This window comes from Myxococcales bacterium (assembly GCA_022184915.1).
In the GTDB taxonomy this organism is placed as follows: domain Bacteria; phylum Myxococcota_A; class Polyangia; order Fen-1088; family Fen-1088; genus JAGTJU01.
The window spans coordinates 204,068-217,748 of record JAGTJU010000005.1 but is presented as its reverse complement, the minus strand read 5'-3'; the positions used below and the strand labels follow the sequence as shown (position 1 = coordinate 217,748).

The 13,681-nt window shown below is 64.7% G+C and carries 10 protein-coding genes; 5 read left to right on the top strand and 5 right to left on the bottom strand.

Going from position 1 to position 13,681, the window contains the following annotated elements; all coding sequences use genetic code 11:
* The first annotated feature begins 108 nt into the window (after positions 1 to 108).
* Both KA712_19445 and KA712_19440 read left to right on the top strand, forming a co-directional pair.
* Positions 109 to 864, top strand: a complete 756-nt coding sequence (locus KA712_19445) for a PEGA domain-containing protein (GenBank protein ID MCG5055144.1) — start codon at positions 109 to 111, stop codon at positions 862 to 864.
* Between the two features lie 1,579 nt (positions 865 to 2,443).
* Positions 2,444 to 3,100: a hypothetical protein gene (locus KA712_19440; GenBank protein MCG5055143.1), complete on the top strand. Its 657-nt coding sequence runs from the start codon at positions 2,444 to 2,446 to the stop codon at positions 3,098 to 3,100.
* Positions 3,101 to 3,110: 10 nt separating this feature from the next.
* Here the strand turns inward: KA712_19440 and KA712_19435 are convergent, their stop codons facing one another.
* From KA712_19435 to KA712_19425, 3 genes are all read right to left on the bottom strand, one after another.
* Entirely contained in the window at positions 3,111 to 4,751 is a 1,641-nt protein-coding gene (locus tag KA712_19435) for a response regulator (protein ID MCG5055142.1), read from the bottom strand.
* A gap of 253 nt (positions 4,752 to 5,004) precedes the next feature.
* Positions 5,005 to 6,684: a DUF2254 domain-containing protein gene (locus KA712_19430; GenBank protein MCG5055141.1), complete on the bottom strand. Its 1,680-nt coding sequence runs from the start codon at positions 6,682 to 6,684 to the stop codon at positions 5,005 to 5,007.
* A 25-nt stretch (positions 6,685 to 6,709) separates the two neighbouring features.
* Positions 6,710 to 8,044: a hypothetical protein gene (locus tag KA712_19425; protein MCG5055140.1), complete on the bottom strand. Its 1,335-nt coding sequence runs from the start codon at positions 8,042 to 8,044 to the stop codon at positions 6,710 to 6,712.
* Between KA712_19425 and KA712_19420 the strand changes: the two genes are divergently transcribed.
* Genes KA712_19420 through KA712_19410 form a run of 3 tightly spaced genes read left to right on the top strand, consistent with a single transcriptional unit; the run spans position 8,043 to position 11,208 of the window.
* On the top strand, positions 8,043 to 8,810 hold the full coding sequence (locus KA712_19420; GenBank protein ID MCG5055139.1) for a type III pantothenate kinase: 768 nt from the start codon (positions 8,043 to 8,045) through the stop codon (positions 8,808 to 8,810). The genes KA712_19425 and KA712_19420 overlap by 2 nt on opposite strands.
* Positions 8,811 to 8,817: 7 nt before the next feature.
* Positions 8,818 to 10,002, top strand: coding sequence for a hypothetical protein (locus KA712_19415; GenBank protein ID MCG5055138.1), 1,185 nt, complete (start codon positions 8,818 to 8,820; stop codon positions 10,000 to 10,002).
* 51 nt (positions 10,003 to 10,053) lie between these two features.
* Entirely contained in the window at positions 10,054 to 11,208 is a 1,155-nt protein-coding gene (locus tag KA712_19410) for a TlpA family protein disulfide reductase (GenBank protein MCG5055137.1), read from the top strand.
* Between the two features lie 6 nt (positions 11,209 to 11,214).
* Here KA712_19410 and KA712_19405 read toward each other — a convergent pair whose 3' ends face one another.
* Together KA712_19405 and KA712_19400 are read right to left on the bottom strand one after the other, a co-directional pair.
* Positions 11,215 to 12,852, bottom strand: a complete 1,638-nt coding sequence (locus KA712_19405; GenBank protein ID MCG5055136.1) for a hypothetical protein — start codon at positions 12,850 to 12,852, stop codon at positions 11,215 to 11,217.
* Positions 12,849 to 13,676, bottom strand: coding sequence for an outer membrane lipoprotein-sorting protein (locus KA712_19400; protein MCG5055135.1), 828 nt, complete (start codon positions 13,674 to 13,676; stop codon positions 12,849 to 12,851). The genes KA712_19405 and KA712_19400 overlap by 4 nt, the downstream gene beginning before the upstream one ends.
* Positions 13,677 to 13,681: the final 5 nt, after the last annotated feature.

Sequence of the window (13,681 nt, the reverse complement as noted above, 5' to 3'; positions counted from 1 at the left end):
GTTATGGCTTTACGAAAGCGCCCAATCGGTACTAATCTCCGCGCCACGGTGTTTCGTAGACGCGTCCTGCAATCGACGGCTGCTCTTCTTTTCGTTTTTCAGACGACGTTGGTGTTTGCTGAGGCTGAATCCAGCAAAGACACCAGCGAAAGGCTGATCCGGGAAGGAATCGAGCTGCGACGGGAACACGACGATTACCGAGCGCTCGAGCTTTTTCGGCAGGCTCATTCGCTAGACCCCAACCCGCGGGCAGCTGCCCAACTTGGGTTTTGTGAACAGGCCGTGGGGCACTGGGTGGATGCTGAACTGCACCTCAAGGCCGCGCTGGACAAGGGCAAAACGGACAAGTGGATCCGGGCGAATCGTGAGTTCCTGGAAGAGAGCCTCAAGGAAGTACGCACGCACATCGGGTTTTTGCGTGTCAGGGGTGTGCCGCAAGGGGCGCAGCTTTTCGTGAACGGCAGCTCCGTGGGAACCCTTCCCCTTGAAGAGCCACTTCGGCTCAATGAAGGGACCTACGATGTATCCGCATCGTCGGAGGGGTATGAGACTTCAGCCCAGAAGGCAACGTTGGCATCCAGCCGACAAACCGATCTGTTCTTTCGCTTGGTCAAGACTCCGGTGGCCAGCGAGCCTGAGTTGGCATCCAAGGGCACGGCTGCAGCAAGTTCAAAGCCAAGTTTAGAGGCCTCTCTGGCAGACTCTACTGCCCCCGAAGCCGTCGAGCGGACGTCTACTCGGTGGCCCTGGATCGCCGGGGGGCTTGCTGCTGTGGCGGGCGCGGTAGTGCTCTTCTTCGTTCTGTCGGGTACCGAAGACCCGAAGTGTCCTGACTGTTCGTTGCCCGACGCAACTCTTCGTTGAACGGCCCTTCATGCGTTCTTCCTTCTTCCTCACCGTTGGCCTCGTCGTCCTCTCTGCCTGTGTTTCCGAGAACGCAGGTATGGTCGTTCATATTGACAGCGACATCCCGACGCCCTCCGAGCTGGATCAAGTTCGCCTTCAGGTCAAAGACCGAAAAGGAGAGTTGAAGTATGAAAGCACGTGGGATCTCGCGCCCGTACCAGGCGGCGTTACTCTTCCCGCTTCGATCCTGCTCGTGCGCGACGGGGACGATCTCGAGCCGGTAACCATTGAAGTCACCGGCTACCTGGCAGAGAGCCCGATCGTCACGCGCCGCGCGGTCCTCTCGTTTGCGGACGGGCGTACCGTTGTACTTCCGCTCAGGCTTCTCAATCGCTGTGTCGGCCAGATTTGCGGCGAAGGCTTGACGTGTAAAGAGAACGGATGCCAATCCGAAGCGGAGAAAGCCGAGCTGCTCGCTGCGTACTCACCTGGAGCTCTTCCCCCCAAAATCGAGACTCAGGAAGGAAGGGATGCGGCAGCCGCCCCTGATGGGGCAGCCGAGGAGCCTGACGCCAGCCCACTCGACGAGGATGCCGGTTCCGATGCCGAGCCGCCACCCTTGGGACAACCCGGTGACTCCTGTCTTGGCAACGCAGACTGTGCGTCGAACGCATGTGTCGAGGGTGTGTGTTGCCTCGAACCCTGCGGGTCTGCCTGCTCGTCCTGTCTCGAAGCGCGGACGGGCAAACCATCGGGCACATGTGCGCCGGTGGTCAAGGACGGCGACTCGCTGGGCGCCTGCGACAACGAGGTGGCTGCAGGCACCCTTTGCGGAAAGACGGGCAAATGTGACGGTACGGGAGCCTGTGCTCTGGCCACTGCAGGTACCGCCTGCGGGCAAGCTTCGTGTGCGGCGCAAACCTTCAAACCCGCCCCCGCCTGTGACGGCCGAGGAGCTTGTAAGGCGTCGGACGACGTGTCTTGCGGTGCCTTCAACTGCACCGCTACCAGCTGCCGGATGCGCTGCGAGGGCGACGCGGACTGCAAACCTGGCGTCAAGTGCCTGGTCAACCTTTGTGGTGGAAAGCTCCCCACGGGAGCGAGCTGCCAGACCAACGGTGACTGTGAGCTTGGCTTTTGCCGCGACAACGTTTGTTGCGGAAGCGCCTGCACGGGATCCTGCTTGGGGTGTAGTGCGACCAAAACGGGCAAGCTTGATGGGCAGTGCGCGCCTCTTCCCGCCGGAACGCCGAGCCCGGGATGTACGGCTTCGATGAAGGTATCTTGTGGCCAAGACGGCACCTGTGATGGCGCAGGCGATTGCCGCAAGTGGATGGCCGGCACAGAGTGCCAAGGGGCCGCGTGCTCGGCCCCTGCCGAGAGCCGGTCCGCAGGGACTTGTGACGGAAGAGGTACGTGTATGGCTGGCGCCAAGACCGCTTGCGGTGTCTTCGCGTGTGCGAGCGCGGCCTGCCTGGCCTCGTGCGCAAACTCGAACGGGTGTGCCCCGGGCTTTGCCTGTGCGGCTGGCAGTTGCGTCACGCCCTTGGTGGTTCTCGAGGCAGCCTCGCCGCTCGTCACGACCGAGTCGGGGGGCATGGCGCAGTTCAAGCTCAGGCTCTCTGCGCGCCCCTCTGCCGCGGTCAGCGTCTCGGTCAGCTCGACCAAACCCGGCGAGGGCCAGCCTGGCAGCGCTACGGTGGTAATCCAACCCTCCAATTGGACGGATTGGCTCGTGGTCCCCGTCAATGGGGTGGACGATTCTGTCGTCGATGGAAGTCAGGCGTACGAGATCGTTCTCTCGAATACATCCAGTGACGACCCCTTATTCAACGGCCTCGCGGGGCGCCGACTCGCAGCCAGAAACGATGACAATGACGTGGCTGCTGTCGTCGTGGGGGGCGCCTCTGGCGGCCTCACGACAGAATCCGGTGGAAAGCTGACCTTTTCTGTCCGGCTCAACTCCCAGCCCACCGCCGATGTCGCCATCCCGCTCCAGAGCACGCGAACAGACGAAGGCACCGTCTCGCCGTCCATCCTGGTGTTCTCCAGCCTCAATTGGGCCTCGCCAAAAGTCGTGACTGTGACAGGCGTTGATGACTTCCAGGCCGATGACAATCAGGCGTACGCAATCCAGATCGGACCGGCCATCAGCAGCGATGCTTCCTACAGCGGACTTTCCGCGCCCAGCTTTGCCGTAACGAACGTGGACAACGAGAGATCGGACGGCGGATCTGATATCGACGGCCTTTGAGGCCAGGCTCCTACCTCGGCAGCGTCTTACCGAGAGCGTGCTCGGCCTTGCGCCACTCCTCGATGTGGTGAATGAACACCTTGACCACCGAGGCGTCGAACTGAACGCCGCTGCAACGCTCGATCTCGTGAATGGCCACGTCGTGGGGCAGGGCGCGGCGGTAGGCGCGATCTGAGGTCATGGCGTCGTAGGCGTCGGCCACGGCCACGATGCGCCCTGTGAGGGGAATGTTGTCCTTCATGAGGCCCTGGGGATAGCCTGAGCCGTCCCACGCTTCGTGGTGACAGTAGCAGCCGGGCAACAGGTCTCGCATGAATGGGATGGGCTCGATGATCCGACGCCCCTTTGCCGGATGCGTGCGGAACATGGCCAGCTCTTCTGGCGTGAGCTTGCCGGGTTTGTTCAGGCGTTCGTTGCGAATGCCGATCTTGCCGATGTCGTGAAGCAGCGCCGCGCGAACGACCATGTCGATTTCAGGCTGCGGCAGCCGCATGCCAATGGCAATCACGCGGGAGTACACTGCCACGCGCTCGGAGTGACCACGCGTGTAGCGATCGGACTCTTCCAGCGCATGGGCAAAGCCCATGATGGTCTGCTGGAAGTTTTCTTCCAAAGAGAGGTTGGCGCGCGTGAGATCTTTGTTGGTGGACAGCAGGCTCTCGTAAAGACGCGCGTTCTCGATCGAAACCGCTGCGCGGCTTCCGAGCACGTAGAGCATCTTGCGCTGTCCCTCAGAAAATTTGTTGCCCTTCGTATAGCTGTAGGCATTCAGCATGCCCACGATGCGCCCTTTGAGCTTGAGCGGTATCGAGCAGAAGCTCACGAGACGCTGTGGGGGGGGCCCAGCCAAAAATCGGTGGACGCGCCCGCCGTGCACGATCAGGGGCCGGTCTTCTGCGAAGAGCGGCAGAACTTCTTTGAAGTTCGGGGCAGGGGCGGGTTCGTCGTCGCGCAGGTGCGTGGCCCGGTGGGACACCTTTCGCATCTGTTCTATGTATTTGCGATCGGAAGGGGCGTTGCCCGCCTGCTCGCTGCCCGGATCTTCCAAAAGCAAGGTCACCACGTCCGCGTCGACGGCGTCGAGCGTGGCATCCAGCACCAGATCCAGGATCTTCTCGACCGAAAGGGACGTGGAGATGGCTTCACTGATCTTGTAAATCGAAAGCGCATCTTTGAGGCGAATGTTTTCGTGCTGCAGCCGTTGCCGATCGAGCCCCCTCTGCACGATGTGAACGACTTCCTCGACCTTGAAGGGCTTGAGGATGTAGTCGTAGGCGCCGCGCTTCATGGCCTCGATGGCGGTTTCCACCGTGCCAAAGCCCGTCATGATCACGGTCAACACGGGTAAGCTCAGCGCCGTAATCTTTTCGATCAGCTCGAGGCCGCCCATGTTGGGCATCTTCAGGTCGCTGATCACCAGGTTGTAGCTGCGCCTTTGCAGCTCCTTGAGCGCCTCGACGCCGTCCTCCACCGTGCGCACGATGTAGCCTTCGAGGCTGAGGAAGTCCGACAGGATCTCACGGATGACCCGCTCGTCGTCCACCACCAGGATGCGCGGGCTGTCGGCGTGGAAGTGGTACTCCAGCGAACGGCCCACCGGCAGACTTTCGTCCAACTCGTCGGGCGGGTAGCTGTCTTCCACGAAGCTCATGAAAACGTTGGTCGGGCGGCTAGAGGATCAATCGGGGGCCGAACAGGTGAATGTTAGTCGAAACGGAGCGTCACGAACCCTCCTTCTGTGAAGAAAGCGTCAGGGAGTCAAGGATTTCCGGGCACTTGGCCTCCACCCGCGCCCGCACCCGCTGCCAGCACCCCCGCCCCGCGGGCTACTGCCCCTCGGTTATGGCTAGTTGCGGCATCACGGCCCTTGGTCCGGCACCCTTCTGGAGTGTCGTGAAAAGGGTTCAGGGCGCGTCCGAGACCGGGACCCGCGACGCCGAGCGTTTGGGCAGCGTGCCGAACCAGCCAAAAAAAGCGGTCAGCTGGGCCTTTCGTTTCGGCTCGAGGTAATCGAAGTTGATGCCGCGGTCGGTGACCTCCCAGAAGTCCTTATCGGTGACGTCCTCGAGTTCCTGACGGATGGAAACCAATCGGGCGGGTGACTCCCGGCGCATGTCTTCGTAGATGGCGCGGGCCAAAGGCTCGGCGCCATGGACGAGGTAGTAGGTGGCAAGCCGCACCTGGGCTTTGCGAACGCCGCGCAGGCCCTTTTCTTCGTCGGCCGTTTCGGCTTCCTTGTCGACCTCGAGAAAGATCTCGAGCAGGGCGTTGTGACAGCTGGCCTTCACGGCGAACGCCCGTTCGCAGAGCACTGAAAGATCGTACGCGGCCGTCTCGGTCACGAAGCCAAGCCCCATGCCGTAGGCGATTTGCCCGTAGTACTTGAAGTGGCGGGCGATCCCCAGCGTGAGATCCTGCAAGCCCAGGTTCATCACCACCTCGGCGAGCAGGCGGTACTCGTGGAGCACGTTGTAGGCCGCGCGCACATCCGCGCCGTTGAGCGCGGTACGTAAATAGGTGTTGAAGAACTTCAAGCTGGCCGCGATGCCGCCCCGATCGTGCGTGGCCACGGCGGCTTCGCCGATGCGGCGGGTGGCCACGGCCACGTTGTGCGCGACCTCGGGCAGGGACTTGAGCGATTCGGCGAACACCAAACGCAGCTGGCGTAGCCCCTTCCACTCGAACCAGGTGCGGTCGGCCTCGATCTGTGCCCGGGACTCGGGCGCCATCACGGCAAAGTCGGCGTCCTGTTGCAGCCGCTCTCCTACGATGAACCACTTGGGCGGTAGGCGTTGTTTGTCTTCGAGATAGCTGACGAGCACGTCTTTCAGCGTCGCCACGGCGTGCGAGGCGATCACCTTGTCTTTTTGGGCCACCGAGTTGACAGCCACGTCGGCCAGGCGCTCGAGACTGGTGGTGGCGGCGTCGTGCCGCTCCGTGGTGCTTTTGCCGCCTGCGGGGCGTCGCTTGAGGGCGGCGTCGAGCGCGCTGCGGCCGATCTGCTGAACAACCCGCGCCGGATCGAGGAAATCGAAGACGTAGGCGAAATAGGGAATCAGCACCAGGAGACTGCCCGTGAGTACCACCAAGGAGGCCACCACCGAGGCGCGGGGCATGAAGGTGCCGTGCACGCCCAGGCTCACCCACACCACGTCGATGCAGGCCACCACGAAGAAGCCCATGATCGCGAGGTTCGTCCGATCTCGGAAGAAGAGGCTGGCGATGTGCGACGAGTAACGTGTCGCGGCCAACTGCACCACGATAGACACGACCGTGATCGCGATGCCGAGCACGGCCACGATGATCTGGGCCAGGCTGCCCAGCGTGTTCTGGAGCGTTTCGATGTCGAAGCGGAAGAAGACCTCGAGTCCCAGGCGGCCAAGCGCGTGCGGCTGACCTTGCGTTTGAAGATCGAAGAGCCAGAACACGCCAAAGAAGATCCAGGCTGCCGCAGCCAAAATCGCGGCGCTGGCGAAGAGCTGGAAGCGGCGCCGCGACAGCCCAATTGGCCGCGCCGCTGAGCTTGGACCCGCGGGGCCGCGAGGAGGGGGCGGAGGAGACGGGCTTTCCACGTGAAGGGACACGGGTAGATGAGGGAGCCAGCGCGGCTCAGCGCACGTTCGTGATGGCCAAACGAAACGTGCCTACCAGGCGCGCCGTGGAGCCATCGTCGCACGAGAAGCCGGTGGCGTCGATGCTTCCCGTGACGAAGCCGCCGGCGCTGGGCGGCGCCGCTTTGAACGAGACGGAGCCCTGGGTTTCCGGGGCAGGCTGGCAGAGCAGGCGCTTGCCGTTCGTGGGATCGGCCAGCAGCACCACGAGCGTGGCAGGTGCTGCGGGGCCCGGTGGTCGCAGGGGCAACACGCCGGTAAGTTGGCCAGCAGGTTGGAACCCGAAGCGCAGGGAGATCCGCTCGCCCAGGAAGGCCACGTCGGCCGTCCGGGCGGCGACCTCGCGTGGGAACTGCTCGCTGTGGTCGTGGGGCCAGCGGGGGTCCTGCGGGGGGCGCCCCGCGGGGGCAGGTGCGGCCGTCGTGGGCCAGGAGATGCCGAGCGCGTCGAGGGGCGCTTGGACCTGGAAGCGCTCTTGAATGCCGTCCTGGCGCTTCTGGTCGCTCAGGAAGCGGAGGTGAAAGTGAAGGCCCCCGGGTGCGTCGGGCTTCGTCTCGGGGGTGGCGGGCGCAAGACGAAGCGCGGCGGCCTCGAAGAGGGCTGGCCCCTCACGGGCGGGAATCAAGCCTTCCCAGTACGCCAGGGCGGGACGGCAGTTCTCGGGGGCGTCCTGGCAGAGATCGGGCTGGCCGCTCACGAGCGCGCGGCACCGCGCCGTGGACGGGGCGAAGACGCACAAGCTCGCGTCCCGGCGGGCCATCGCCAAGCACTCGGCGTTCCGGCCCACGGGGCCGTTGGGCAGCCACAGGAGCGGGCACTCTTGCGGGCGTCCGAGCACCCGCGCGCGCGTGTCCCAACACCGCAGGGCCGCGAGCGGCGGCTCTCCGTCGTCGCGCCGAAAGTCGACCTCGAGCCGTTCGCAATAGCGAGGGGCGTCCTTGGTCACCGCTGCCTGAACGGCGCACTCCTCCACCGTTTCGTCGCCGATGCTGGCGTGGTGGGTGGGGCGGGCGTAGCCCTTGTCGCGCGCACGCTCCGCCTCGCGCCGGCGGGCGACGTAAGTCTTCACGGCACAGTCCCGAAAATCGACCCAGCGGCGTAGACGCGCGGCCAGGCTGGGCGCCTCGTCCACGGAGGGCAGCGCCCGGTTGCCGAAGGCTGTTTCCAGGTTGGCCGAGATCTCGTTGAGCTTGCCATGCTCTTCGGGCGACTCCGCGATGGGTCTCTTTTTGCAGCCGGCCAGCACGGCCGCGCACGTGGCGAGCAGTAGCCAGGTAGGGGGGAGACGCCCCCGCGCGCGTCGTTCTGGGATCCGGTACAATGGGCGGTCCATGCTGCTGGCCGTCGACATCGGCAACACACACACCGTCTTTGGTCTCTTCGAGGGCACCGAGCTCCGTCGCCACTTTCGCGTCGAAACACGGGTCGGGCGCACCTCCGACGAGCTGGCAGCCATGCTGAGTGGGCTCTTGCAGCTCGAGGGCATGGCGTTACGGCAGATCACGGCGGGCATTATATCGTCCGTGGTGCCCCCGGCCACCGACGCCGTCGAGCGGCTGTTCGCGCGGCACCTCGGCCAACCGGCCGTATCTGTGGGCCCGGGCATCAAGACGGGTATGCCCGTGCTCTACGACAACCCGCGCGAGGTGGGCGCCGACCGCATCGTCAACGCGGTGGCCGCATTCGATCGTTATCAGGGCGGGGCCATCGTGGTGGACTTCGGCACGGCCACCACCTTCGATGTGGTCACCGTCAAGGGTGAGTACGCCGGCGGCATCATCGCTCCGGGCTTGATGACGGCGGCGGAAGGTTTGTTTCGTGCCACTGCCAAGCTTCCGCGCGTGGAGATCGTGCGGCCTCGCTCGGCCATTGGGAAGAACACGGTGGCCAGCATCCAGGCGGGCTTGGTGTTTGGGTACGCGGGTATGGTGGATGCGCTGGTCACACGCATCCGTGGAGAGCTCGACTTTTCGCCCCGGGTGGTGGCCACCGGAGGCTTGGGCGCGCTGGTGGCAGCCGAGTCGGCGACCATCGACGATCACGACGAGTTCCTGACGCTCACCGGATTGCGCATCATTCATGAGAGAAACCGAGGCTGAGCCGAACGTGCCAGCAGACCTGCTGGCGCCGCTTCCCCCCGAGCACCTGCCCCCGGCGGTGCAAAAGGTGCTCGCCGGCCCTGCCGCGGCGCGCACGATGGCCGCGCGGGGTATGGCACCTCTGCGTCCCGTCGAGCTGGCGGTGACGCTTTTCCAGCTCGCGTTTGACGCCGATCCAGGCCTCAGCGCCACGGCACAAAGCGCGCCAGGGGCTTTGCCCGAGCCCGTGCTCCTGGCGCTGGTGAAGGAGAGCCTGCCGCCTGCCGTCCTGCACTTTTTCGGCACCCGCCTGCCTGAACAAAGGGCAGGAGCTCTGGACGCGCTGCTTTTGAACGCGGCCACTCCCGATGCGACCTTTGCCGTGTTGGCGGGGCGCTTGTCCGAACGCTTCGTCGACATCATTTTCGCGAACGAGACGCGGCTCCTGCGCGCGCCGGCGATCGTCAAGGCTCTGTTCGGCAACCGGCACGCGCGCATGTCCTCGGTGAACCGCGCGCTGGAGCTGTGCGCCCGCAACGGGGTCGAGGTGGACGTGCCGGGCTTTCAGGAGATCGTTCAGGAGATCCGCCAGGCGCCCGAGGCGTTGGACACCGCCATCGATGCGGCGTTCGCGGCGGTAGCGAACGCCTCCGTCGTCTTCGAGGAGCACGTCTTGCCAAGCGAGCCGGCCCTCGAAGGCTTCGACGAGAGCGCCGACACCGCGGCCGATGCCGAGACGTTGGGGGACGACGAGACCCCCGAGGCCGAGGCGCCCGAAGCGCCCGCGAAGCCAGAAGACAAGCGCAAGTCGGCGATCATCGACTTCAACAAACTCAAGATCTACGAAAAGATTCGCCTGGCGACCTTGGGCAATGCCTACTGTCGCAACCACCTGATCCGCGACTCGAACCGCCTCGTGGCGATGGCCGTGATCAAGTCTCCGATGATCACGGATTCGGAAGTGATCACCGCCTCGTCCAACAAGGCGGTGCATGAAGACGTGATTCGCTACATCGCCAACTCGCGCGACTTCACGAAGATCTACGCGATTCGCTGGGGGCTCGTGAACAACCCCAAGTGCCCGTTGACCGTGGCCATGAGGTTCCTGACCACGCTCACGAAGACGGATCTCAAGAAGGTGGCGAAGTCGAAGAACATTCCCGCGGCGCTCTCCACCACGGCGCGGCGCTTCCTGAGCAAAGCGCCGAGCTGAAGCCGAACGGTTGTATTTCGCCCCGGGTGAAGCAAGCTTCCCGGCACACCGATGAACACGTCCGGCGAAGCCTCCGAACCAGCCTCTGAACTTGCTTCGGGGCCCGCGGTCCCGGTCCCCCCTGCGCGTGACCGGGGGGCTTTCCCCGCCCGGGTGGGCGCCCTGCTCGTTCAGCCCCTGCGCGCGTTTCGCGAGATCGAACACGAGGGCAAGGGCCTCCGCGACGCGGTTCTCCTGGCGCTACTGGGCATCGTGTGTTTTTGGCTGCGGGACGTGGCCGAGGCGGTCCTTGGTTTAGCGCATCTTCCGCTCGTGGACGTGGTGGTGCGCCTTTGGACCTTGGTGGGCATGGCTTTTCGCGAGGCGGTGGTCGTGGTTCTGCCGGCGTCCCTGGCCTTGACCGTGTTGGCGGGCCAGGGCCGTCGCGATCCCTCGCGTGATCTCGAGCTGGGAGCCGCGTGCTACGTGCCGTACTTCACGGTGAATGCAGCGCTTCGCGCGGCGGAGGGCTTGCTGGGACCCTCGAGCTACCCCACACACCGCGCGGTGAAGCTCATGGCCTTCGCGGCCGCAGGGCTTTGGTTTGCGCTGGCCTTGCGGGTGGCGCGGCAACGTCCCTCCTCGTCCGAGAGCGCGCCGGTGTTACGCCCCACGGGGGGGGCGGGGGTGCGCGTGGCAGCCACCGCGCTGGCCGTGGTGTTGGGTGTGGCCCTCTTCGCCAACGCCCTCTGGGTCGTGCAGAACACTCACGTGGTCAAGCCGTTTTCGGCAGGAGAGCGCGTGCCCACGTTTTCCCTCGAGCGGGTGAATGGACCCGGCGGGCGGGTGTCCCTGGAAGACCTCCGGGGCAAAGTGGTGCTGCTGGATTTTTGGGCCAGCTGGTGCCATCCCTGTCTCAAGCTGGCGCCGGTGCTTCACGCCCTTCACGAAGACTGGTCCCGCCGAGGGTTCGAGGTGGTCAGCATCAACACGGACCTCTCGCCGCCAGAGCTCCGGGACTTCCTGGAAAAAAATCCGGCGCCCTATCCGGTGGTGGTGAGCGACGGCGCGGGGCGGGTGGAGGCCCAGTACAAGGTGGTGAACCTGCCTCACCTCGTCATCCTGGATCGGCAGGGGCACGCGGCCCAAACGTTTTGGGGATACAAGAGCCGGGCACAGCTCGAAGAGGTGATCGCCCGCCTGGTGACGACCGCGCCTTCGCCCTAGGCACCCTCAGATCGAAACGCGCAGCGCGAGCCCGAAGTCGGCCAGGGCCGGCTGGAGGGCAAAGGGGATGCCACCCACCGTGAAGCCGCTGCCCGTGCCGAAGCGGAACTCTCCCTGGGTCTCGCCGTAGTGCACGGCCACGAAGGCCTCGAGCCGCAGGTGGGTGAGCAGCGTATAGGTGTAGTCGAAGCGAGAGATGAAGCTCAGGTCGGAGACATTGCCAATCGTCGACAGCGTGAAGCTGTGCAAATCCCAATCGAAGGGGGCAGGCAGGGCCGCAAACACGGCCGCGTAGTGCTGACCCAAGTAAAAGAAGCTGGCGGGTGTGGCCAGGGCCCGAGAGTGGGGGAGCACGAGCCCGGGATAGACGCGCGGATCGTCGTAGCCGAGGCTGTTGTAAAAGTACTCGGCCCCCAGGGTGAACACGTCTCGATCGGCGTACTGAATCGCGTAGGTGAGACCACCCACCGCCTGGGCCTTGACACCGCTTTTCCGGTAGGTGGGGTAGACGCGGTCTACAGCGGTCTGCAGGGACGTCAAGACGTACGCGCTCTCGGATTGCCACGGCAGGCGCTCGGGAGCCGGTGGCACCACGGCTGTGTCATCGAAGCGCACGCGGTCGATCTCGCTGCCGTAACGAAGCGCCACCTCACCGTAAAGATCGAAGTCACCGATCCCCGTCGACAGATCGGCCTGAAGGCGAGGCTTGCGACCGTCCTTCACCAGGGCCCCCAAGCCGAGCTCACTCGTGCCGAGCACGAACTCGGCCCGCGCCGCGCCCGCGATGGCGCCCACGTTGGGGGTGGCGCCTTCGGACTCCGTCACCACGTAACCGTAGAAGTTCCAGCCGAGCGCTTCGACGGGCAGGTGAAACTTCACCATCGTCGTGCCCACGCGGGCGTCGAACACCGCCAGCGGGTTGCGTAGCGTGATGTGAAGAAAATCGCTGGGCGTCCAAAAGCGCCCTGTGCCCCAGCGTACGTGCTGCTTGCCAGCGGTGACGAACACACGGTGCCCGAGGTCGAAGCGGAGCCAAAGCTGGTCGAGCACCGTGCGCGGGCCCCGCGTGGCGGGTTGAAAGATCGAAGCCAGGCTGGGGCTGCCCTGCACGGAGCCTGTGTCGAGGGTTTGGCGCTGGAAGTCCGCGGCGGAGGCGCCATCGACGCGGCTTGGATCGTAGAGCATGCGCCCCAGCACGAAGCCCCGGACCCGATCGTTGGGGCGGGCGTCGAAGTAGGCATCCACGATGGCCGGTGTGCTGAACGTGAAGTCCCGGGCGGCCTGCCCTTCCGTGGCCGAGCTCTGGCTGCGCAGATAAATGAGGCCTCCGATCGTGAGCGGGTCGGGCGGGGCCACGTCGGGCGAAAACTGGGTGGCGGCGTTGGGATCGCCCAAAACCCGGTCATCGCGTGATTGTGTATCCACGGGGATCCGCGCGGGCGGGGCGCTCTCTGCATCGCCCCCGAACATCTCCGCCTCTTGCGGCCGCTCACCCGCGCCGGCGACGTCGTCGGAGGCTCCACCAAACAGGTCTCCTTCGTTCGGACGTTCGGCCTCCTGGGCCCACGCGGCGCTCGTCCAAAGCCCCCCCGCGCACACGCAGAGCAGGCTGCGCATCGCGAAGGCCGACACGGACGAGGTCATCGCGAGCGGCTCTCCAACCAGGCCTTGGTGAACAGGTTGGGTTCGAGGGCGCGCAGGTCGACGCTTTTCATGAGGATCAGCGTCGAGTTGGCCTTCTCCACTTCGTCATAAAAGCGGATCTCCTGAGGATACCAGATCTCGGCCTTCTTTGATTCGCTGTAGACCTTTTTCCACTTCGGATAGTAGGAGGTGCGCAAGAGGCGTCCCGAAAGGGCGAACTCCTGGCGCTTCAGCACGTTCAAGGTGGCCTTGTCCACCCACAGCTTGATTTCGGGGAAGGCGAGGTCCAGGCCCTTTTTTCCCTTCAACGTGAGGACCTGGGCGTCGTAAACGCCGAGCTTCTCCTGCCCGGAGTCTTCCGGGTCGTACTCCTCGGCCAGACGGGACTCGTCGAAGTCGGAGCGGCGCGAGTTCGTGCCGCCGATGCGCTCACGCTCCGTGCGGCGTTCCCACTTGCCCACGGAGGGATCATAGAACCAAAGGTTCTTGTCGAGCCGCAGGTAGCCCTGGCCTTGTGAGGCCTTGGGCTTGGCGAACACGATCATGAACTTTTGATCTTGCGAGCGACGAAACACCAGGGCCTCGTACACGACGTCGACCTTGTTCTTTTCCTTCTGCTCGATGTACGCGAGGGATTGCCAGTCGCCCTGGTTGCGCTGGCGTTCGTCGATCTCCTCGAGCATCTTGACCATCTGTGCCTGCTCGAGGCCCGCCGCCACTGCGGGGTTCGGCCCCACGCCGAGGGAAGCGGCCCACGCGGCCAGGGGCCAACATGCGAAGGCGGAACGAACGAGGCGACGTCGGCTGGTGATGCAGGTGTTCATGCGGA